Source organism: Nostoc sp., from assembly GCF_036917435.1.
In the GTDB taxonomy this organism is placed as follows: domain Bacteria; phylum Cyanobacteriota; class Cyanobacteriia; order Cyanobacteriales; family Nostocaceae; genus Nostoc.
Window position 1 is genome coordinate 184,631 of record NZ_JBALDM010000012.1, and the last position, 23,849, is coordinate 208,479.

Below are 23,849 nucleotides of genomic sequence, written 5' to 3' on the forward strand. Positions count from 1 at the left end.
GGAAATCAATTTTTAATTATCAATTTTTAATTGAAGCGAAGCGACAGTGGCGGGTCTGAATCCCCGACTGATTGATTCTGACTCCTGTACGCGAATAGCGGGGCGTTTAGCCCATTCTGACTTCTTCTTCAATCTTGCTTAATTTTTGTATAAATACTATACTTAATATTTATTTTCTTCAGGAAAATTATTGCATCTCCTTAAAAATCACTTTTTGATTGCTGGTAATTATATGGTAATCTACATTCTATGTTAATGGCATGATATTAACTGCATAAAGTAATCACAATTAGCTTTGACAAGCGCAGAACTTATGGGAGGTTAATAATATGATGCTATTTGCTCATGAGTAGGTATTTATATCAAGAAATACTACAGAGCAGTAAAAGATTGTTTATGATAAAATTAGAACTTTTATATAGAGTTGACACTAACAACAAAAATCTGAACCTTAGCAAACAGGTTGTTTCACCATGTTCGCCCGCAAAATCCTAGTTGTTGAGGATGAAAAAATCATAGCCTCAAATATTAGAAAGAGTTTACAAAAATTAGGCTATTCCGTTTCAGAAATTACTCAGTCTGGTGAAGAAGCAATAAAAAAGGTAGCAGAAACTCATCCAAATTTAGTATTAATTGATATCTGCCTAGCTGGTGAAATTAACGGTGTACACGTAGCAGATATTATCCAGAATCACTTTCATGTGCCTGTAGTATATATAACAGAGTGTTCCGAATGTAAAACATTATATAAAAATCAGCTAAGTGAGCCTTTTAATTACATAGTCAAACCATTTATTGAAAGTGATTTACAGTTTGCAGTTGAAATGGCTTTGTACAAACATCAGAGCAAAAAGATATTATACGAAGAAAAACAGAGGCTGGCAGCAATTATTAACAGTATGGGCTGTGCAGTGATTGTGACTTATGCAAATGGTTGTATTCAAATGATGAATTCTACAGCAGAACTAATCACTGGCTGGAAGCAAAGTGAAGCGTTAGGCAAAGATTTAATAGAAGTCGTTAAGTTAGTTGACAAAGATGTAGAAGAAACAATTGCAAATTTAGCCACAAATGTAATCGGAGCAGGTAAAATTTTAGATTTACCAGAAAACAGCACACTGATTACCAAAGACGGGAAAGAGATAGCGATTGGGGATAATCTTGCACCTATCCGCGATCGCAATGGTAATATTACTGGTGCAGTTTTAGTTTTTCAAGATATCACCAAACGTAAACAGACAGAGGCACAACTGATTCGTAATGCTTTCTACGATGGGCTGACAGCATTACCAAATCGTGTTTTATTTCTAGATCGGCTCAGACAAACAATTGAGCGTAGCAAACGCAGAAGCGATTATTATTTTGCAGTTTTATTTTTGGATTTAGATGGCTTCAAAGAGATTAACGATCGCTTTGGGCATGGAATAGGGGATGATTTTTTAGTAGCGATCGCTAGACGTTTAGAGTCGTGTTTACGCGGTGGCGATACCGTAGCACGATTTGGTGGTGATGAGTTTACTGTTCTTTTAGAGGATATTAAAGATATTACTGACGCTACCAATGTTGCTAAACGGATTCAAGAATCGTTGCGATCGCCACTTAATCTGAATGGATATGAGTTATCTACAACAGCTAGCATTGGTATTACTTGGAATTTTAGTAGTTATGAGGAGCCTGCAACTCTCCTACGGGATGCTGATATTGCCATGTACCGAGCTAAACGGCAGGGAAAAGCTACTTATGCCATATTTAGTTAATTAGTCTTTTCTGCTACCACTTAAATCAAATTACCACAATTTTCTTTACAAATTGTTAAAAGAGTCTCAAGACCCTAAATTTATTTATGCTCAAGAGAAAAATATTTATTTTGAGATATCCGATTCTGCCCACTTAAACTTATACAAAATCCAATAGTATAATTCACTTTTTGTAACTTTTTGTAACAAACTCAAACTTTATATACTTATCTTATACATCTTCAACTTGGTAATACATCATCTCAAACAGATACCTGTAATGCTACATACAGCTTAAGAGCTTACTTATAAATACTTACTAAGGAACGTAGATTAAATAAAGTGTAAAAGTAGGGTGTGAAAGCGTTGCGTAACGCACCATTCTCCGTTCCATCAGAATTAAGTTTGCATTCCTAAGCTAAAACACATCTAATTTGCATATTAAAATTTTATCAGTGTCTTGCATCTTGCCCGCCCTGATGATGCAAGTTAAATGCCGATTAGCTTATCTCAAATTACCAATTCAGATCAATACGCCTAAGCGGTGTTAACTAAGTTAACTCTTTAAGGATTTAAGGAAGGGTCGAGTCAAGATTCGGTCACGGCTAATTATGATGGGTAAAAATGATTTGTCATTAGGACTTATGCAAAACTACACGTGGTAAGGGCAATTCATGAATTGCCCCTAGCGAAAATCAAGGTTTGAGATATTTTTTGCGTAAGTCCTCATCATATTAAAGATTAGGAAAATCAATCTCACACTAATTAAGGAAGTCACTGAATTTTCCAAAGATGTTCAACATAAAAAAAGAGAAAGAACTAGAGTTACTGATAATTAGGGGATTCTGCCCAAATTGCCACTCAGTTCATTTGAAATATACCGAATACATAAGAAATATTTCCTTTGAATTTAGTTGTTCTACATGTAAATGGAAAGCTGAGTATAGATCAGAAGATTTGAGAGAAGCATCAAATAATTGGTTTTCAGGCAAAAACTAAATCGCTAATCATAACAATAAAAATTAACACTATTGTTCCTCTTTGCACTTATTACTTTGTTCTAAGGAGTCCAATACATCGTGCTAAACAATTTTGAGGCTGTATATGCTGAAGCGGATAAACTTTATTTACAGCAAGAAGCTATTAAGCGATACATACTGCTTAAAAAGTTGAAACAATCTGAACTCACTTTAGATGACAAACTCTTTATAAAAAACTTTCAGTCTGCATTGGATTTTTAGTTGGGCTTTGGACAAAAAAGATTGGTTGGCATAAATTAGGCAGTGTAGTTGTCAAAGATATACCTGAGAATGTTGTCGCTGCTGGCAATCCCCGCCGCGTCATTCGGTATTTATCCTAGAATTTAAAACTTGTACCCTCTGGCAATCCAATAGAGCCAGTCTGCGATCGCATCTTGAGTTTCAGTGTCAGCATCAATGGCTACTACTTCAGATAACTTTGCAGAATATACATCATCATCCTTACCATTAATATAAGCCACTTCAACAAACATATCTTTTAAGCACTCATCATCTGGGGCCATTCCCAGCACTTCAACTTGTTTCTCCTCGATAGAGCCTGATTTGCGTCCCTTCTTAGTCCATTTAGCCATAAAGGGAAAATTGAGAGTCTCTTCTAGGTAGTAATACCAACCCATAGCCCGGTCTTCTTTGTCTTCGGCATCTACAATGATCTCTGTTTTAATGCGATGCTCTCGGTTTTCGTCGGCTTCAACATTAGGCATAAGATAACGCTTTACGTGTATAACATTTCGATAATATTACCAAAGTCTTGGCTAGGAATAATTTTTATAGAATATACAGGACTTATACCATTTCTTTATGAGGTTGCGCCAAATTTCCTCGGCTTCCTTCCTTCTTTCTTTGTGTCCTTTGCGCCCTTTGCGGTTCGTTCCTTATATAGTTAATTGGTATTACGCATAAGAACTTTCGCAACCCCCTTAAAAAGTTGGCTATTTATGGGCTACGGTGTACATAGAAGTAGAAAAATTCTCTACCCACATTTTTGTCGCCCTCTCAACTGTCAGACTCAGCAATATCTCCTGCTCATTTAGTCCACTTAAGTGGACTTCAGCTATGAGACGCAGTGCGAGATTAATTAATAAAGATATGGCTGCCGCAAGATTTGTGTGTATACCGTAGATTTTTAAGGAAGGTTAAAGAGAGTCTAGGTTTCAGTTTCCAGTGCGTAAGTACTAGTATGTTTAAGTTATACCTTGATGTACTGATTCAATATTTTAGCCCTAACGTGTGACTACTGACTATATGTATTGATGTGACGTTGGGTTAAATTAAGGCAACGCAAAATATAGAATTTAATCAATGCTCATTAAGTAATAATCATGAGATTACTTAATTTCTTAATCATCAACGAACTTCTGGAGACATCTGTAATTCTAACAAGTAAGACTATGAAGATTTTTCATAATATCATAAAACGAATTATCCGAACCTGGTATTACTTACAAAAATTTTCCAATTCACTCGAACTATTCAATTTGTAAAAATGACATAATAAATACACAATATTGACATTACTTTAATTAAATATCAAAATAAGATAAAAGTCGGAAATCATATAGCAATTAATTTTTCTCATTTAATCCAGATGCTAGATAGCCGTTGGATAATATTTCTATACAGAAATATTAATACAATTCTGATCGGCAATTTCCGTAATTCCAATAATATCTGGTGCTATGAAAATAAGAAATCTTCTTCACCGCTTAAAGTTAGGTCTGCATAATAAGTGGTGGTTGTTGAATTACAAATTCCGAGAAATACTGATTCAACTACAGTTCTACTGGCTTCTATATCAAGGTAGTCAACAACTAAATATTAACCAGAAATCGGTAATTGTATTTTCTCCTCACCAAGATGATGAAGCACTAGGTTGTGGGGGTCTGATTGCACTCAAGCGAGAACAAGGAATACCGATTAAAGTTGTTTTTGTTACAGATGGAGGAGGTTCTCATCGAGGTCATACTAAGATTACCCGTTCAGAAATTGTTCAAATTCGTAGGGAAGAAGCACTAGCAGCTTTGAAAATTTTAGGTGTGGAATCAACAGATATTCACTTTCTTGATAAATGTGATGGTGCATTATCTAAAATGACAGAAACTGAACAACAACAAACCATTGAAGAGATGGCGCAATTGTTAGGTAGTTTTCAACCAGAAGAAGTGTACGTCACTCATAAACAGGATCGCAGTACAGATCATGAAATTACTTATCAATTAGTTAAAGCTGCTATTACTAAAGCAGAAGTGACAGTAGAACTATGGCAATATGCTATCTGGTTGCTTTGGAAGTCTTTATTGTTTAGCAGTCTCAAGTTTGATGAATTGGTAGGCGCTCATCGAGTTGCAATTCATCAAGTGCAATCTAAGAAAAAGCAGGCTATTGAAATCTACCGTTCTCAATATTTACCTATAGATGCTGAATCTAGTGCCGTACTTCCCCCTGGTTTCCTCTGGCGGTTTTTCTTGCCTTATGAGGTTTTTTTCAAATCAGACTCTGACCAGGAGTGAAAAAAGCTTTTTATCTTGTTTTTAGACTAAAATCCTGTACCTCACGAAGAAGCAATCTGTTGTATTAACTAATTGGATAATTTCACCTTTTCAAGATTTTACTCTCAAATTATACAAATATGAGTCAACAAAAATTCTGCTTTTGTACTTTAGCATTAGGCAAAGTGTATCGGGCGCTAGCTGCTTTGTTAGCAAAAGACCTAGAACTCTATTCACCTAACACTGCTTTTATAATTCTCACCGATCAGCCTCAAGAATTTAGCAAATATCCTCAAGTTTTAGCATTTGAGCATCAGCAGCAGGGTGTTAAGTGTTACCACGACAAGAGATTTGCCATTGCTAAAGCATTATCTCTATTTAATTCATGTATATTCATTGATTCAGATATGCGAATCTTGGCACCAGTTCCAGAAGATATGGAATGGCTTTTAGAGCCAGGAATAAGTGCTAGGGCTTGTATGGATATGCCGAAAAAATTTGCCAAAGCTTTGGGAACAACCAACAAAAAATTTGCTAGAGAAATTGAAGTCATTAAAAAAGCAGCACAATTTTTAAATTTAGAGCCAGAATGTGAAAATGTTATCTTTGTCCATGAATATTTATTTTCTGTCACTAAGTCAACAGGAAAAGAAATTGAATTTTTAGAAACATGGTCAATCCTTGCCAAATATTTTGAGCAAAATGGAGTTTATGAAGGCGAAGGTAATGCCATTGCTTTAGCTGCCTATAAAGCAGGGCTGCCAGTGAGATGGAGCGAGATGTCAGGTATTTCCTTTTTCAATAACAAAATTGAACTGGTTAAAATTCAAAAGGGACAGTCAAAGATGGATGAAATGTTGACTTATTTTGAAGAACACCAAAGAATTGCACATCCTAAACGCTCTATTCTGGAGAAAATTGTCTTTAAGCTTACCAATGCCATGATGCATCTTTATAGAGCAATCAAGTACAGAGTGGAATGGCACGAACAAAAGCTATAAATTATGCATAATAAGCAAACGGCAGAATTGAAACTGTGACTGTATGGAGCGTTTTAACTGATGGTTTCATCCATAGGAATCATATTTGATTTTTGAAAAAAATTAGGTATTGTAGCGTGCGTTACGAACTGCGTTCTAACACACCCTACGTATCTTTTCGGTTGGTTGAGTTATTGCTTGAAAAAACCGCTTGTCATTGACAAACGGTTTTCTAGTTATTCCCCTTAAAAGGGAATTTATTTGTTGCGCGAAGATACTAGGTTATTTATTAGCATCTTGGCGCGAAATTTTTCAGAGATTAAACAAGTCTCAAATCAGGATAATTTGCCAGTACATCATCAGATGTCAGGGTATCATTTTCAGCTTGCGGAGTCCAAAGTACTTCAATTGCCAAAAGTTTTTCGCTAGGGATACTACCAATTTGGCGCAAAGCTTGACGCAAATCATCAGCACTGTTAATTGCTGTAGGGATTTCAAACTTGCCTAATGTCGCGGCTAGCAAGGTGACGATAATATATTCACCAGGGCCTTCAGTAAATAGGCGGGTGGGATTGTCTAGTTCACCTGTCGGGGGTAAAGCTTCTTTGGCAAGGGCTGATTTTAGCTGGTTGTTGACGTTAGAAAGAGTTTCTTCGCTAAACTTGCTACGTTCTGCCAGTGACAGCCTATTAAACTGACTTTCAGCTGAATTTAAACTGGCTTGTTGAGTGCCACCACCTGCATATACAAAGTATTCGGGATGGCGGAGTAAAGCTAGGCTGGCTTCTTGCAAAATTTCTGCTCTGCCCTCTGGGGTGTTAGTATCAGCAGTTTCGGCAATGTGGTTGAGTTCATTTTGCAATTCGCGGGCTTGAGCTAACAAACCTACTTGCAAACGTGTTACAGAAACAGGAGAGTTGCTGCTGTAATCTGCTTCTGGAGTTTCACCGCTAGAGGCGCGGCGGAAAGTTTGCACTAAGAAATTAGCGATCGCAAAGAAGATTAAGATGCTGAATAGACCACCAAATCCTCCCCCAATACCCCAAAAAGGAATTAGGAAGGGAAAGCCAAAACCGCCACCAAAACCACCGCCAGGGTAGTATCCGCCTCCACCAGGAGGTGCATAAGTGCGCGGTGCATAGGTGCGGCTAGAAGGCGCTCTAAATGAGCCACCACCGATACGGCCCCCACTACGGGCTGCTAATGCGCCATCGGCGTGACTAAGAACCAAAGCTAATACCAGGCTTAGGGCTAAGAAGGTTTTTAACAGTGGTTTGATGATTTGTTGTAGTTTTTTACGCATAGTACAATCGCTTGGAAAACAGAATTTTTTATGATTTCTCCCCATACTGGTAGGAGTTTTGCGGTATGTTGCTAACGCCAGTCCGTAACAAGCAAGCGAGTTTGTAGCATTCACTTGATAAAGGCTACATATTCAATCTACCGCGTCTTATCTGGCGTAGGCAGCGATCGCATGGGGGATTTCTCGACTGGGGAACCGTACCTTAAGATATGTTCACAATTACAGAAATTTGCGAACGGGCAATTGTTGCTACGTTTTAGACTAGGCACTTCTAGACTACAGTCTTGGATTATACAGATTATTCCAATTTTTCATGATTATTTTGATTAATTTTTTAATACTTCACCCTACTGGTTTGGTTAGAAGATGAGATGATATTTCATAGACTTTAGTATTTAAATTTACATAATATAAATTATGTACTTATAGAACAAAAGACTTTAAATTGAGTATAATCCTTGCTATAAGGACTAATCAGACATCGATACCCATAAAATACTTATTCAATTTTTTGGCGTTTTGGCACAATGGAATATCCTAGATAAGATATTCTATTAAATGTAAGTAAATGTCGTAATTTTCACAACAGTTCTTCACTGAGTAATTTGACTACAAGTGCTAGATTTTATTGTTCATTATGCACAGAAATTTTCAATTAGTGAGCAATTTGCAGCAAAAATAAAATCAACACTATAAAAATAATCTTCCCGGCTAATCTCCTGAAATAAGCTTCAAATTTGTCTACCACATTCGTTTTAAAAGAAATAAAATGATAATTATGGCCTTCAAAGTAATCGTAATTGTAAATAAATTAAAAATTATTTGAAGTAAATTTATTAATTTGATTATGGAACATATTTCTCAACTAACAGCCAAAATTAGAGATAAAGCTGCATACCCAGATATCCTAGTCATCAGCCGGATATTCCGGCCGAAAGAAGCTGTAATTGGGGAATATATTTACAATCGCTGTCTTCAAGATCCAGAACGAGTTATTGTCCTGGCGGCTAGTTGCTCAGGAGATAAAGTATTTGATGAAGGTCAACAGTTTCCCGTGTATCGCTGGTCTTATCCTAGATATGGGCGTAGTGGCTTTGTGGGAAGTATTCTGAAGCCTTTTGTCAATATCGTCTGCTCATTTGTCCTAGCAATCAAACTCTATTTTCGTTATCACTACCGTTATATAGAGTGGGGCCACGGCTATGACTTTCCTTCACTGTTGCTATTGAGCTATTTTTTACCTATTCGCTTTTTTATCTATCTGCACGGGAATGATTTTCTTTGTACTTTACACAATCCCGTGTTGCGATCGCTATTTAAATTAACACTTCATAGAGCCGAAGGTATTGTTTGTAACAGTTCTTATACACAAGACTATCTGAGAACGGCTTTCCGATTAGATACTCCTACCCATGTCATTAACCCAGTAATTAGACCAGAAAAATTTGCTAATAATGTAGAGAGTCCCAGCAGCCTTGATGATTTACGTGTTCGTGTGCGTCAGGCGTACAACATTCCCGATTCATCAATAGTTATTCTTTCTATCGGAAGGTTAGTAAAACATAAAGGTTTCGACCGAGTAATTGATAATATTCCACTATTGCTAACTTTTGGGGTGGATGTCCACTATATAATCTGCGGTGAAGGGAGACATGAATCAGAACTGAAATCTTTGGCGCATCGTTTGCGGGTAGATAAGCGCGTCCACTTTGCCGGATATGTGCCTGAGCGAGAATTAGCAGGTTATTATGCAGCTTGTGATATATTTGCCATGCTGACTTTATTGGATACGAAACCTAACAATATGGAAGGTTTTGGTATGGTTTATTTAGAAGCTAGTTACTTCGGTAAGCCGATAATTGCCCCTCGCTTAGGTGGTGTTGTAGATATAGTTCAGCATGAAGAAAATGGGATACTGGTTAATCCCGATTCTGGTTATGATGTGTTTCAAGCTTTCAATCGGTTGTGCAAAGACCAGCAACTACGCGAACAACTTGGCCGCAAAGGTAAAGAATTAGCCAAGGGTCGAACCCTTCACAGGTCGCTATATAAATCAGATTTGTGATACTTTTATTACATTCCAGGGCATACACTCAGTTTTTTCTTTTCATCAGGATTAGTTACAAGGTAATCTTTAAGGCGATCGCATCCTTCATGCAACAGTTCATCTAATCCCCGGATACGCCACACTATTACTGTATGGTCTTCAGTGGCTATAGCTAGCAGTTTACCATCGGGGCTAAAACCTGCACTTCTGACAAAGCCTTGACGACCTGTAAATTCTGCTACCTGTTGTCCTGATAAATTCCACAACCTAGCTGTGTAGTTTGCTGAAGATGTAGCCAGTAGTTTACCATCTGGGCTGAAATTTATGTGTGTGACTCTGCCTTCATAAGTCTTAAATTCTTTTAACTGCTTTCCTGAAAAATCCCACAGCCTGACAGTACCATCATCTCCAGATGTAGCCAATTTATTCTCGTTAGGGCTAAAACTGACAGTGTTGACATAGCCTTTATGTCCCGTCAATTTTTTAAGCAGCTTGCCATTAATATCCCACAGCAATACTGTCCCATTTTCTCCAACTGTAGCTAGCAGCTTGCCATCTGGACTAAATCTGGTAGTTTCAACCTTGCCTTGCTGTTTAAATTCTTGCAACTTGTTTCCTTTGAGATCCCACACTTTCGCTATGCCATCATCTCCAACAGTAACAAGCCTATCCCCTTTATTGTTAAAATTGATAGTTCGTACTGCTTGAGGAAAATGCCCCTCGAAAGATTTCAAAGGTTTTAACTGTTTTCCGGTGCCCGTCCAGAGCTTTATTGTGCCATCTTTTCCACCTGTAACAATTAGGTTTTTTGCTTTGTCTGGGCTAAAACGTACAGTGATGACACCGCCTTGATTGGCTTTGAATTTTATTCCCGGCTGACCATCGAGCTTCCAAAGCCTAATATAGTCATCCTCTGAAGCTGTAACCAGTAACTTACCATCTGGGCTAAAACGAACACTATGAACGGCTTCTTCATGCTCCTCTAGTTTGATTAAGGGGTTTTTGGGTTTGATTAATGATTTTCCTGGAACTGCCCAGAATCTCACCGTACCATCATCTTTTCCAGCAGTGGCAAGAATATCGCCTCCAAGATTAAAGCGAGTGCTGACAACACTGCCCTGATGACCTTTAAATTCTGCTTCCAATGTTCTATTGAAATCTTTCCACAGCCTGACTTTGCCATCGCTACCTGATGTAGCAATCAGCCTATCTTTAATACGAACTGTCTCAACACCTTCAGAGTGAGCCTCAAATTTTTGTTCTGCTAGTTCTTTTCCTGAAAAATTCCACAGCCTGACAGTACCATCATCTCCAGCTGTAGCAAGTTGCTTTTCTTTAGGGTAAAACCAGACATTGTTAACACCACATTTTTTAGTGTCTTTGACATTGCATTGATGACCTTTAAATATTGCTATCGGTTCTGTCTGATTGATATTCCAAAGCTTTGCTAGTCCATCCTCTCCAGCCGTAGCAAATTGTTGGTTATTATCTGGGTTGGGATTAAGGTTTTTGATACTACCTTTGTGAGCAAGTATTGTTTTAACAATTTTCCCTTGGAGAGTCCACAGTCTGACGTAGCCATCATCTCCAGTTGTTGCTAATAGATTTTTATAGGCAAGAAAACGAACATTGTTAACACTACATTTATCACCCTCTTTTGCTAAGTCGTATTCTTTTTTGTCACATTGATGATGTATAGATGTTATGGCAGGTGGAGACCAATTTCGATCTGTTGATAAAAAATTCCACATCTGTGAAACATCCCACAGTTTTACCCAACCATTATTTGCAGCTGTTGCTAATATTGTTTGATCTTCGTTAAAGTCGATACTTTTGATACTGTTATTGGGCAATTTAGGATTTTTCAATGTTATCAATGGCTTTCCGTGAAAATCTCGCCATGTAACTGTGCCATCTTCTCCACCGGCAACAATTAATTCCTGTTGGTTATCCTTTTGAATAAACCGGATACTGTTTACACCTTTTTGGTAAGTATTGATTTGATTTATTTGATGAATATTATCCAGAATCTTCTGCAAAGCTAGCAGTGGACTTGTGGCTGGACAATCTTGCAAACAATTACTATTCCAAAAAGCCATCTTTTTAACTTCTTGTCCGGCTTCCATTGCTGACACCAAAGCCTCAATTTCTCCATCGCCAGACTCAAAATTTCTTAAAGCAGTGACTCCAGAGCCTTCAACCTCAGCTGTCCATCGTAGCCAAAATGCAACCATAGCTAGGATTGAGACTATTAGTAAACCACCTGTCAGCCCAAATAGAGTAAGCTTGCGACGGCGTTCTTTTTGCTGACGATCGCGATCGCGCAATGTCAAACTCTGCTGGATAAAATCTTGCTCTGTTTGGCTCAACTCATCTTGGCGCTGCTGGAGCCAATTTTCCGCTTCCCCTAGCGGTACACCTCGCAGCAATGGCCCTTCATCTTGTCCGGCATTTTCCCACTGACGCATTCTCGATCGCAATACTTCTTGCCAAGTGCGAAAAGAGCGATCGCTCTCCATCCATCTATGCAGTTGTCCCCATTCCCGAATCAAGGTTTCATGGACAATTTCTACTGTTTCTTGTTTTTTACCAGCAGTGTCATTAAGTCCAGTTACCACTAGCCGCGCATCAGCTAGACGCTTAACCAAATCCCAATTCTCTCCTACCTCATTTCTAGTAGCTAGTCGGCGTGTGTCTTCTGTCCCTTCCCCAGGACGCACTAGCTGGACAAATATTTGCTGTGCTTGTTCTTGTTCCTTGGGCTTTAGCTTGGCAAATTCGGCTTCTGCGTGGTTCGCTAAAGACTTTTCTACACCGCCAATTGCTTCATAAGCCGCATGAGTCATTTGACGATTTTGCTGTTCTGCCCATAGTTGCGTTAAAGTAAATTCTAGTAAAGGCAAATTCCCTGGTGAATCTACCACCGCTTGGAGAATCTGCTTCACAAGACCCTCTTCTAACCTTACCCCTTGCTTGTTTGCGGGTAGAGCGATCGCTTGCTGCAATTCTTCTCTGTTCATTGGCGCAAGTTTTAAATCGGCATTCTGCAAAGCATTGGCAAAGCGATAATCTAAAAGCGCATATCCCAGAAAGTCAGCCCGCAAGGTTAGCAAAAGGGTAAAATTCTCTACCAGTGTAGCCGCTTCTAATAGTTGATTTAAAAATAATTGCCGCTCTTGAATATCTGAGCAAGAAGCGTAAAGTTCCTCAAATTGATCGACTACCAGTAACAGCCGCTTATTATCGTTCTCTGACACAATTCGGGATAAAACAGTATGTGCTGTTACTTCTTGCGATCGCAACCCACAAGCTAACTTTCCCGCCTCAATATCCTGTTGCGTCTTTCCCTTCTCTGGTTCACGTAGACGCACAATTACTGCTGCAAGTTCATCTACAGGATGAGTTTTTGGGCGAAAGGACTCAATTAGCCAATTGCTTTGTTGACGTAAATTAGGAATCAAACCCGCAAACACCACACTAGACTTACCACTACCAGAAGCCCCAATTACCGCTACTAATGATTGTTTTTGTACTGTATCTACAAGTTTCTGGGTGAAAATATCTCGCCCAAAGAAAAATCGTGCGTCTTCTTCCCGAAAAGCAAATAAACCACGATAGGGACATGAAGCAATAGCTTGCTCACTCAATACAGACCATGCTATCACCAGCACCTGTGTGGGAATCATAAACCCAACCTTAGCATCTGGTTGGTTGATGTCTGCCGCTACTGCTATTCCTACTACACCCTGAAGTTCACCATCCCATATTGGCGCACCACTGAAACCTGGCTTTAATGCATAACCTGTTTGTTTCTCATCCTCTAGTTGCACCCAACCTTTACCCGTGTGTCCGCGTAAAACGCCGGTAGCCCAAACACCATCTGGCTGTCCTGCGGGAAAACCAAATACTCGGAAAGGATGTCCCGCCCATTCATCAGATGTAATTAATGGTGCTATTAGAGCCTGATTTGGGGGAGAAAGTGCTAACTCTAATCCGGCAATATCTTCTAATTCCTCACTAGGATTCACAGGTAGCCAGAAAACAACCTTAGCTTTGAGCAGTTGTTTGGGTGCAACTAACGGAAAATCCAAAGTTATTTCTGCATCTGGCATTTGGGCAGTTGTTCTGGCAAGTCCCAAAGCATCAGCTACCACATGGGCGCAGGTGAGGATATGCTTTTGAGAAACTAAGAAGCCAGCACCAATTACTTTGCCCTTGTTACTGTTAGAGTAAATTCTGACAATAGATGACTCAAGAGGTGCTACCATTTTGTGAATCTTTTTTCCACTTCAAAGTGATTTCATAGTTGACTTCACTATTGCCAGAAGCTACAACCGCCCCAAGTTGAGCGCTAATTTTGATGCCAAACTTGACTTCTACTTCATCTGCCGGCTGTTTGAGACTACCTATTTTGGTAATAATTGCATTAGCTATGGGCTTAACGGTTTCTAGGGCTGACTCGAAAGTTTGTGTAGCTTTATCAACCATTTGATCTCGCAAACCGATGCGATCGTCAATCTGTGCGGCTTCGTCTACTTCAACAAAAATGGATTCGCCACTTTCAAGAGGAAATTCTATTATTTGCTTCACAATAAATTTACAAAATTTGGGTATAAATACGTAAAATTCTATATATACAGATTATAGAGAGTTTTGTATTACTTTGAGTTCCCAGATAGTGCAACTTTTAGAAACTCACGCGCATTTTGCCAGCCCAAAAGGTTGATTCCGAAATATCCCGAAAATCCTTGAGGTTGAAACAGACTTAACCACCACCAACAATAGTTACCACTTCTAAGCGATCGCCTGATTGCACTTTTGTATCTGTCCAAAACTGGCGATGTAAAATTTCGCCATTATATTCTACAGCCACCAACCGGGGGTTAAAACCCAGTTTTTGGAGCAAATCGGGTAAAAAAGTTTCAAATGAGCAGCTATGGGTTTCCCCATTTACATGAATCGTAATTTCATTAGACATAAATTTGGTGTGGGGAATTGGGAATGGGGAATTGGGAATTGGTTACACAAATGACTAATGACAAATGACTATGAATAAATTTCTGGTTTAATGCGATTGAGTTGAGATAGCAAATATTGTGTGACGAGGGTAGGCTGTTCGGCTTGCATGAGCGATCGCACTACCGCTACCCGTTTGGCTCCGGCATCAATCACATCATTGATATTATTCGCATCTATTCCCCCAATGGCAAACCAGGGAATTGAGCAATTTTTGGCTGCATAGCTGACATATTCTAAACCTGTGGCAGCTTTACCTACTTTCGTGGGAGTTTCATAAACTGGCCCCACGCCAATGTAATCTACACCTTCAGCAATTGCCCCTTGCATTTCTTCTTTATTTGTGGTAGAAAGACCAATCAGACGCTGTGAACCAAGTAATTGCCGAGCAACAGCAATAGGCATATCTTGTTGTCCTAGATGTACCCCATCGGCATCGACAGCTAAAGCAAGATCCACGCGATCGTTAACAATGAACAAAGCACCGTAGATATGACATAACTGCCGTAATTTTCTTGCTTGTTCCAGACGCAAAGAGTCATCGGTGGTTTTGTCGCGGTATTGTAAAAGCGTTAATCCACCTTTGAGTGCAGCTTCGACGTTATTCAACAAATTTTCATTAGGGGAAGTAACCAGATACAAATGCGATCGCCACAACAATTGATGGCGCTGATGACCCATTAAACTACTTTCTAGGGTATAAACCTGATAACGCATCTGCTTACAAGCTTTAGCCATATTTGGTTGGGTTAGCTTGCTGTATTCTTCCAACACCCGCAAGGCTTCTTCCACACGGCAAAAGTTAGCTTGCAATACCGATTTTATACTAGCTCGTTCTTCTTCTTGAGGATGAGTTAACTCAGTCCCCAGATCGCCTGGTGTATCTCGCGCTGCCCGCAATTCTGAGGTATGCCACTTGGCTACATCTTGGCGCAGGCGCTTGCATTCAAGAGATAACTGGGGATTATTCAAGCCAAAGCGACACCATTCTTCAATAATTCGCAAGCCTTCACGAGCGCGATCTAAATTAGCATCTAAAATGCGGTAGACAACTTGTTGTACTTGCTCTTTTTGGCTGTATGGCTCGACCATTACAACAACCCCATTAGTGCTTTCATCAAAATGTGAATTATCATAAATCCTAGTAACCATAAGTTAATTAATTTGCTTTTCTTACTTAATTTTTGCAGAATCTACGCAAAAAGACGTAGGAGTGAGAGTTGTGATAAATTATCTCATGTTCCTATAAGCAGTGATAAGGGTAGTTTGAGGCTACAGTTTTGCACTAAGGTTAGTCAAGTATTTTAGGGTAAATGACAAGCTTACAAAGGACTAGCCGAAAGAGATATATCAGAAAATCTACAATAGGCAAATTAAACTGAGACTGCATAGATACTATTTAGTTAGAGAGTAATTGTTGAACAGGCACAATATCGTTTATTACCCTGTATTCAAAATTGCCAATCGGTCAATATATGAGTAATATTATCGACATAATACTCTCTCAGAGTATAAAAATTTATTGTAACTTCTAGGGATGGGTGTTAAATATGATTCACTGTCGGGTGTTCTATAAGTACCGTAAAGTAGATATTATGCTTGCAAAACGGAAGTTTCTGGAATCAGCAAAGCTCTTATTTTTTAGTTTATCAGTATTATCTTTGACGATAAGCATGGAAGCGGTAAGTATGGCGTTCCTGGGTAGCGCGATCGCTCAAATTCCATTGACACCAAATTCAGCACCTCAAGGTGAAACCCAAAATTCTCAGGCTAACGTGCTGTTTGTCAACCCAAATGGTGGAAATGATAGCGCAGGTAATGGCAGCCAATCCGCTCCTGTGAAAACAATTACCCAAGCTTTACGATTAGCTAACACCAATACTATAATTATGCTCTCCACAGGCACTTATAGCGCCGAGACAGGAGAGGAATTCCCCTTAATGCTGAAACCAGGTGTTTCAATTCAAGGCAACCCTAATAATCAAGGTAAGGATATTATCATTCAGGGAGGCGGTGATTACCTGAGCCGCAGCTTTGCCGGTCAAAATGTCACAATTGTGGGAGCAACCCAAGCCTTGCTAACTGGCGTAACGGTGACAAACCCTAATCGCCGGGGTTACGGTTTATGGATTGAATCTAGCGATCCGGTAATTGTGGAAAATACATTTACTGGCAGTACCCAAGATGGGATTTCTGTCAGTGGTAATGCTGCACCCACCATTAGCAAGAATTACTTCGATCGCAATGGAGCCAATGGCATCACAATTGCCGGGAATTCCAGTCCCCAAGTGAAGGAAAATGTTTTTCACGAAACGGGTTTTGGCATCAATATTGCTCAAAATGCCGCTCCTATAATTATAAGCAATCAAATTCAGAACAATAGATCGGGAATTATCGTGCAAGCAAAAGCCCGCCCGATTTTACGGAATAATATTATTCAAGACAATAAAGAAGATGGTTTAGTTGCGATCGCTCAAGCAATGCCAGATTTGGGTAGTGCATCTGAACCTGGAGGTAATCAATTTCAAAATAATGCCCGCTACGATATTAACGCCAGCGCTGCTAAACAGGTGATTTCGGCTGGTGGTAACAATCTTGTGAGCGATCGCATCACTGGCAAAGTAGATATAAACGGGACAATCGCACTAGCAACTCAAAATTCTCAACCGGCTCCGGCTCCCAACAATGTCTTACGAGAAATACCACCAACTGGGGAAATTACCTTCTCGGCTCCCGAAATATCTCAAACTACCAACGACAGCAAGACTATTTCACCTAGTAATCCTGTTCCTAGACAATTAAACAGTAGACTGCTGCCATTGTTGCCTGCGAACATACCACTTTCGGCATCCATCTCCAATCAACAGCCATCCACTTATAGAGTTGCTAGATTTCCTATTCCTAGCAGCTTATCAGCTAGACAAATACCAACTAACACTTCAAGAGTTACAACTTCTAGTCGAACACAGCCGACTAATACACCACAGTTAAATTATGTGCAAATTGCTCCTAATACCATTGAGTTTACTGCCCCTGAATACCCATCCAATTCAGTTCTCAGCACGAGGAATCAAACACAGCAGCCATTACCAACAGTAGAAGCTACTGCCCCAAATGCTTCAGCACTTTTACCACTTCCTGATAGCAATATCTCCATTAGTAATACTCCCAATATACAAACAAGTTCTGCAAGTATTCCTGATGGCGGTAACTCTGCAAGACAATTTGGTATACGTTATCGCGTAGTAGTGCCACTTGCAACTGATAAGGAGCGAGATTTAGTAAGATTCATTGCTCCTGGTGCATTTCCCACTGTTTGGCAAGGCCAAAGAGTGATGCAAGCAGGAGTATTTAGCAGCGAATATAATGCTAAAGAAATGCTAAAAACACTCTCTAGCAACGGTTTAAGGGCTATTATGGAGCCATTGAATTAATGAGTTAGGAGTAGAGACGCGATTAATCGCATCTGTACAGGAGTTAGTAATTATTCTCCCTCATCTCCCTCATCCCCCTCATCCCCCACTCCTGAAAATCCTATCCTGGCTTGTGATCCAAACGAGTGGCTTGCTCTAGTGCGGCTTTTTCTTTGGCTCGGCGGACATAAGGTTGTAATTGGGAGCGATCGCAACCTGTTAAGATAATCAGATTTTCTAAGCTGATTCCTCGCATTAACATTTCTACGCGCCAGGTTTGTTGTGCCTGAGCGATCGCTGGCGTTTTTCCTTGGGGAGTTAATAGCCTTTCACTCCATACTTGCCAACGTGCCTCAAGCTCTGATTCTGACATGGGTGTGCCTGTTTCATTCAAAAACATGGCTGTTTGAGTATCTTTACGACTTTTCAGCCATTTGATTAATGGATTATTAGTAAAAGAACCGTAGCGTTTGCCCAAAATCCACTGATTCACAGGTACTTGACGGACAAATCCAGGGATTGTGATCTGTAAAAAGTGCCCTTGAGTATCATTGATTTGCTGCGATCGCTCTAAGCAAATTACTTCTGTGGCCGATAACCCAGCCCCAAATAGCACATAAGCCAAAGCATAATCTCGGATTCCCGATTTCCTTGCTTGTTGCAGAATTTCGTTAACTAAATTAGCTGGTAAATCAACTACTTCGGTGGTATTGACCCCCCCTTGGGAACCGTTTGTTGCTGATTCTGCTGAGGATGACATGGCTCCATGTAAAAACAACTCCACCAAATTTTCCAGAAAATCATCCCGATCCTCCCAAAGTTCATGAAATTCACTGGTGAACTCAATTACGGCATATCCCAAAATCATCCCATTTAGCAAACTGGCTAATTTCTCTGCCGGTAAGTAGGTATTTAAATGTCCTTGCTGAATTACAGTAGCTAAATACTGAGCTACATAACGGTTTGCCTCTGTTACTCCCCTGCCTAGTGCGCGGCGATTTTCTGCCGGAAATTGGTCGGCTTCCCCTACCACAGATCGAACGAACTCTGGGACTCGTTCTAATGCGTGCAAGCTATCACTTGCATAATCTTTCAGAGCTTGGTAAACATTGCCGGGAGGCGTTGCCCGTCGCACCAGTGACTCACCCAAATCTTTAAAGGCTGCGGACTCTTCCAGCACAGCTAAAAGCAGTCCATGTTTATTACCAAAATTCCGAAATAGAGTCACTTCATTGACTTCGGCTTTTTCAGCAATTTGGCGGGTTGTGGTAGCGCTAACTCCCTGAGCAGAAAACAATTCAAGTGCAGCTTGAATCAGGCGTTGACGAGTAGAAATAAGGTGAGACGACATAAAAAATTGCAAGTGGCACTTGCAAGAATATCAGAGTTTTGCTAGCATTACAAATGTAAGTGATACTTGCTTTACTCTACTGTAACAAACTAGTGTGCAGTGGGGGTAAATCCCTTGTGGGATGGCTCCGAGAAAAGGCAAATTGCTTCATCATCCATCAACAGGAATTTTTATGACCGCAAATTTTGGGGCGATCGCCTCTGAGAGAGGCAACTCACCTCGACTCAGTTGGACAAACGTAATATTTTTTGGTACAATTCATGCCTTAGCACTTATGGCTCCTTGGTTTTTCTCCTGGCCAGCATTAGGTTTGCTAGTGTTTCTCCACTGGTTATTCGGGAGCATTGGTATTTGCCTGGGATATCATAGACTGTTGAGCCATAAGAGTTTCCAAGTTCCCAAGTGGTTAGAGTATGCGATCGCCCTCATCGGAGCGATGGCTTTGCAAGGTGGGCCAATTTTTTGGGTAGGTGGACACCGCCAGCATCACGCTCACACAGAAGATATAGACTTAGATCCCTACTCTGCTCAAAAAGGATTTTGGTGGAGCCATATATTGTGGATTTTTTACCCGCGCCCAGAATTTTTTGACTATGACACCTATAAAAAATATGCTCCTGATTTAGCAAAACAACCCTTTTACCGTTGGCTGGATCGCTACTTTTTGCTGTTGCAAATACCCTTCGGGCTACTGCTATACGCATTGGGAGGATGGTCTTTTGTATTCTACGGAGTATTTCTCAGAAGTGTCTTACTTTGGCACTCAACCTGGTTTGTGAACTCAGCATCACACCTATGGGGTTATCGCACCTTTGATGCTAATGATGGCGCTCGTAATCTTTGGTGGGTATCCCTGGTAACTTATGGAGAAGGATGGCACAACAACCATCATACTTATCCTCACATGGCGAAATCTGGTTTGTCTTGGTGGGAGATTGATCTTACTTGGTGGAGCATCCTATTTTTGCAGACTTTAGGTTTAGCCAAAAAAGTTGTCTCACATCCCCCTCAAGGTGCAACTCACGGCTAAATTGGAACTAAAATTATCACGGATTTATTAAGCTGATTGCTTTCCACAGTCGGCTTAATAAGCTATTACACATTCTTCTAAATACAGTATTTCATTAATTCCTAGCCAATTCTTTGCGTACCTCTGCGCTTACCTCTGCGCCCCTTTGCGTTTAAATTTCAACCCTCAATTGCCATGATTTTACGTAAAGCTGTACTAAGTTTCACCAGAAGATTCTGCTAGCTGTCATCATACCCAACCTGATTTATACTTGGATACACTACATAGACAATGCACTTTTTTTCCTCCATTTTTAAAGAACTTATGTCCAGATGATAAAGATTGAAGCCGTCAATAGGCAAATACATTTAAAATTAGATAAAGATTACGTAAACCATTCTCAATTTGATCCAAAATATCACCAGAAAAAGATTTAATTAATTTTATAAAGAATATTCTTTTGGCAAAAAGTACAAGAATAACTTTTACTGTTATCTAATTTAAAATTTGCTTAACATAAGTTTTGCTTTCACAATTTTTAGTTGGATAGACAGAAAAAATCTCAAGACTCTTTAGGTGTTCTCAAGTTAAAAGCTTGACACTTTGGCGTGCAAAAGGGAGTAGAAAAAAGTTTTTTCATCCATTGCTGGTGTATACAGTTCACGAACAATAGTTCAACAATTCTAGTTTTTTAACCAGGGGAGTTAACAAAAAAATGCCTTGGCAACTATCGTCTCAAATTCCGATTAATCCTATCCATGCTGCTTTAGGAAGAACAGGTAAGATATTGTTCTTTGGTGGTTCAGGTAACGATCCTAGCCAAACAGCCTATGACAATTCCCCTGAAGGGGTTAGGCTTTGGAAGCCTAGTGACGGAACCTTCACTACTCCCACAATCCCACGAGATAGTAGTGGAAAACCTATTGACCTTTTCTGTGCCGCTCACTCATTCCGAGGTGACGGACAACTATTTGTTGCAGGTGGAACTCTACAATATGACCCATTTTATGGTATAACCGATTCCTTTATATTTAATTTTACTGCCAATAGCGGCAACGGAGGTTGGACAAAAGTAGCATCAATGAATAGAGGCCGCTGGTATCCTACCGTATTAACGCTGGGTGATGGGAGAATTTTTACTCTATCGGGTTTAGATATAACTGGCAACCTCGATCGCAACCCAGAAATTTTTAACGGTTCTACTGGTTGGAACATTTTTACACAACAAACCAGTGCATTTGCTCTTTATGCCCACTTGGTCTTGTTGGATAGTGGCGTACTTTTTTATACAGGCGCTCAATTGGGGGGCAACAATGGTGTCTCACCATGCATTCTCATTTTACCTTCAACATTTAATGGAGCGATCGTAGAACAGTCAGTGTCTGGATTGGAAGCTCCAGATCAGGCCAACCAAGCTGCTAGCGTATTACTCCCACCCGCTCAAGACCAAAAGGTGATGATTATCGGTGGCGGTGGAGGAGGTGTAGCAACAAACCGAGTCAATATTGTAGATCTCAATGCTACTACTCCCACTTATACAACAGCACCCTCTCTCTTGAATGCCAGGATGCACCATAATGCGGTTTTATTACCCGATCGCACCGTATTTGTGTGTAATGGCAGCAGAGGTGAAGAGGACATAACACAATCTACGCTGCCAGCAGAGATTTATAATCCAGCCACGAATACCTGGACGGCAGTAGAGACACCAATTGTTAACGGCCGCGTCTATCATTCAGTTGCAGTATTGCTGCCAGATGGCAGAGTAGTTGTAGCAGGAGGAAATCCTACTCGTGGTACTTATGAAAGTCAGATAGAAATTTATAGTCCGGCGTACATATCGCAGACAAGACCCATAATTAGTAGTGCTCCCACAACAGCAAAGTATAGCAGCACAATCACCATCCATACAAATCAACCTGCAACGAAGATCAAATGGGTTCATCTAATTAGACCAATGGCAACAACTCATGGTCTAGATACAGAACAACGGCTAGTAGATACGCCGATTAACTCTAGGAGTGGCAAATCTCTCAAGGTTCAAATAACGAGTAATCGCAACATTGCACCTCCTGGCTACTACATGCTGGTTGTAGTTAACAACAATAATATTCCCTCGGTGGCAAGTTGGATTCAATTAGTATAATACCCAGCCTCCGCTTAATAGCTAATGCTCTATAGCATTCATTTCAAAAACAAAGCATTATCAGCCAATCTCGCTTGCTTACAGCAAGCCTAGAACAATGGCAAACGGCAAGTAATTCTGGGAGTTACAGATGAAACTAAACTTAACACGCAGACAATTTGGTCAGTTGGCGCTGGCAAGCACCACAGCAGCAGCGGTGGGACTTGTTTACAGTAAAGGCCTTGCACAATCCAGTACAGGCATGGTTATTTTAGGTATCAAACCTGGTATTAGCGATAACGACATCGATACCAACCTAAACTCAAATACCACCGACCTCGTTAACACAAGCCAAACCACAACAGCTCCATCAATCTTACAGCCAATCGTCGTAAAGTCTTTTAATGTCAGCACTCAGGAAATTAAGACCCTGCTGACTACCGCACCAATTTTGGAGACTTGTGAGCGGTTGAGTGGTTTTGCCTTCATAAACGGCCAACTCATAGCAGCCGCAAGCTATACCTGTACAAGAAAGAAAAAGGACAAAAAAGTTCGTTTAATCGATTTAAATTCTCTAGAAACTGTAGATATTTCGGGACTGAAAAACAATGAAGATGTTTACCAATTACTACACTTGAAAGACGGCTCACTTGCTGCTTTAGTCGGCAAAGAAAAAGGAAAGGGGTTTTCTAAGATAGTAACAATTGACTTCAAGACAGGTCAAATTACAGACCGTAGTAAAATACCCGAACAAAAGCGGGTCACTGCTGTAGCTGAGTGTTCAGATGGAAGTTTCTATGGAATCAATACTAATAAAGTAGGCGAAACCAGCTTGTCTGAGATTGGTCAAGAAGAATCAAAAAAATTGAAATCTCAAGGTAAAATTTTGAATAATGGTTGTGACGGATTAGTTTGCACTTCCTCAAACGAATTATTTGCCTTAGTTGCATTTAGGTATGAATCTCCTAAATACTTGCACAGAATCAATAAGGATAATGGAGAGATGCAGAGAATAAAAGGGTTTGATGTTGCTAAAATCACACTTGCGTAGGCATTGGTGGCAGGTAGGGGCAATTCATGAATTGCCCCTATCGCGTGTAGTTTTGCCTAAGTCCTCCAGTTGAAGAAACCGAAGGTATCCTATAACTGCTGACTCTCAAGTTAAGTAGGTGGGCAAAAATAAATCAAACTATGTTACGCAATGTAAAATTAATCAAATTGGCTCTTAGTAAGGGCTTTAGCCCTATTTTCAGGGCTAAAGCCCTTACTACAAACCTTTAATTACTTACACCCACTTACTTAAGTTGGAATCAAAACAAAAAGATACTCAACAACTTCCT

At 40.0% G+C, this 23,849-nt stretch carries 16 protein-coding genes; 9 read left to right on the forward strand and 7 right to left on the reverse strand.

What is annotated here, in order from left to right; genetic code table 11:
- Positions 1-473 precede the first annotated feature (473 nt).
- The gene (locus V7K98_RS05440) at positions 474-1,757 is read left to right on the forward strand and encodes a GGDEF domain-containing response regulator (protein ID WP_335019805.1); all 1,284 of its coding nucleotides are present in this window, start codon (positions 474-476) and stop codon (positions 1,755-1,757) included.
- A 1,058-nt stretch (positions 1,758-2,815) separates the two neighbouring features.
- On the forward strand, positions 2,816-2,977 hold the full coding sequence (locus tag V7K98_RS05445) for a hypothetical protein (RefSeq protein WP_335019806.1): 162 nt from the start codon (positions 2,816-2,818) through the stop codon (positions 2,975-2,977).
- A 122-nt stretch (positions 2,978-3,099) separates the two neighbouring features.
- Here the strand turns inward: V7K98_RS05445 and V7K98_RS05455 are convergent, their stop codons facing one another.
- Positions 3,100-3,480, reverse strand: coding sequence for a calcium-binding protein (locus V7K98_RS05455; protein WP_335019807.1), 381 nt, complete (start codon positions 3,478-3,480; stop codon positions 3,100-3,102).
- A gap of 975 nt (positions 3,481-4,455) precedes the next feature.
- On the opposite strand from V7K98_RS05455, the gene V7K98_RS05460 reads away from it, so the two are divergent.
- The gene (locus V7K98_RS05460) at positions 4,456-5,286 is read left to right on the forward strand and encodes a PIG-L deacetylase family protein (RefSeq protein ID WP_335019808.1); all 831 of its coding nucleotides are present in this window, start codon (positions 4,456-4,458) and stop codon (positions 5,284-5,286) included.
- Positions 5,287-5,405: 119 nt separating this feature from the next.
- On the forward strand, positions 5,406-6,266 hold the full coding sequence (locus tag V7K98_RS05465) for a hypothetical protein (RefSeq protein WP_335019809.1): 861 nt from the start codon (positions 5,406-5,408) through the stop codon (positions 6,264-6,266).
- A gap of 298 nt (positions 6,267-6,564) precedes the next feature.
- Here V7K98_RS05465 and V7K98_RS05470 read toward each other — a convergent pair whose 3' ends face one another.
- Positions 6,565-7,548, reverse strand: a complete 984-nt coding sequence (locus V7K98_RS05470) for a DUF1517 domain-containing protein (protein WP_335019810.1) — start codon at positions 7,546-7,548, stop codon at positions 6,565-6,567.
- Between the two features lie 847 nt (positions 7,549-8,395).
- Between V7K98_RS05470 and V7K98_RS05475 the strand changes: the two genes are divergently transcribed.
- Positions 8,396-9,613: a glycosyltransferase family 4 protein gene (locus tag V7K98_RS05475; protein WP_335019811.1), complete on the forward strand. Its 1,218-nt coding sequence runs from the start codon at positions 8,396-8,398 to the stop codon at positions 9,611-9,613.
- A gap of 8 nt (positions 9,614-9,621) precedes the next feature.
- Here the strand turns inward: V7K98_RS05475 and V7K98_RS05480 are convergent, their stop codons facing one another.
- From V7K98_RS05480 to V7K98_RS05495, 4 genes are all read right to left on the reverse strand, one after another.
- Positions 9,622-13,863, reverse strand: a complete 4,242-nt coding sequence (locus V7K98_RS05480; RefSeq protein WP_335019812.1) for an nSTAND1 domain-containing NTPase — start codon at positions 13,861-13,863, stop codon at positions 9,622-9,624.
- A complete protein-coding gene (locus V7K98_RS05485) occupies positions 13,847-14,185 on the reverse strand; it encodes a CU044_2847 family protein (protein ID WP_335019813.1) in 339 nt (112 codons plus the stop codon). Before V7K98_RS05485 ends, V7K98_RS05480 begins: the two co-directional genes overlap by 17 nt.
- Positions 14,186-14,360: 175 nt before the next feature.
- Complete coding sequence (thiS, locus tag V7K98_RS05490; RefSeq protein WP_335019814.1) at positions 14,361-14,573, reverse strand: sulfur carrier protein ThiS; 213 nt, start codon at positions 14,571-14,573, stop codon at positions 14,361-14,363.
- A gap of 68 nt (positions 14,574-14,641) precedes the next feature.
- On the reverse strand, positions 14,642-15,763 hold the full coding sequence (locus tag V7K98_RS05495) for a thiamine phosphate synthase (protein ID WP_335019815.1): 1,122 nt from the start codon (positions 15,761-15,763) through the stop codon (positions 14,642-14,644).
- Between the two features lie 398 nt (positions 15,764-16,161).
- Between V7K98_RS05495 and V7K98_RS05500 the strand changes: the two genes are divergently transcribed.
- Entirely contained in the window at positions 16,162-18,045 is a 1,884-nt protein-coding gene (locus V7K98_RS05500) for a DUF1565 domain-containing protein (RefSeq protein ID WP_335019816.1), read from the forward strand.
- A 100-nt stretch (positions 18,046-18,145) separates the two neighbouring features.
- On the opposite strand, the gene V7K98_RS05505 is transcribed toward V7K98_RS05500, so the two are convergent.
- Positions 18,146-19,375: a TetR/AcrR family transcriptional regulator gene (locus V7K98_RS05505; RefSeq protein ID WP_335019817.1), complete on the reverse strand. Its 1,230-nt coding sequence runs from the start codon at positions 19,373-19,375 to the stop codon at positions 18,146-18,148.
- Positions 19,376-19,547: 172 nt separating this feature from the next.
- On the opposite strand from V7K98_RS05505, the gene V7K98_RS05510 reads away from it, so the two are divergent.
- The 3 genes from V7K98_RS05510 (at position 19,548) to V7K98_RS05520 (ending at position 23,560) form a co-directional block, all read left to right on the forward strand.
- Positions 19,548-20,405, forward strand: coding sequence for an acyl-CoA desaturase (locus V7K98_RS05510; RefSeq protein ID WP_335019818.1), 858 nt, complete (start codon positions 19,548-19,550; stop codon positions 20,403-20,405).
- A 694-nt stretch (positions 20,406-21,099) separates the two neighbouring features.
- On the forward strand, positions 21,100-22,530 hold the full coding sequence (locus tag V7K98_RS05515) for a galactose oxidase-like domain-containing protein (protein ID WP_335019819.1): 1,431 nt from the start codon (positions 21,100-21,102) through the stop codon (positions 22,528-22,530).
- Positions 22,531-22,660: 130 nt separating this feature from the next.
- The gene (locus V7K98_RS05520; protein WP_335019820.1) at positions 22,661-23,560 is read left to right on the forward strand and encodes a hypothetical protein; all 900 of its coding nucleotides are present in this window, start codon (positions 22,661-22,663) and stop codon (positions 23,558-23,560) included.
- The last annotated feature ends 289 nt before the right edge of the window (positions 23,561-23,849 follow it).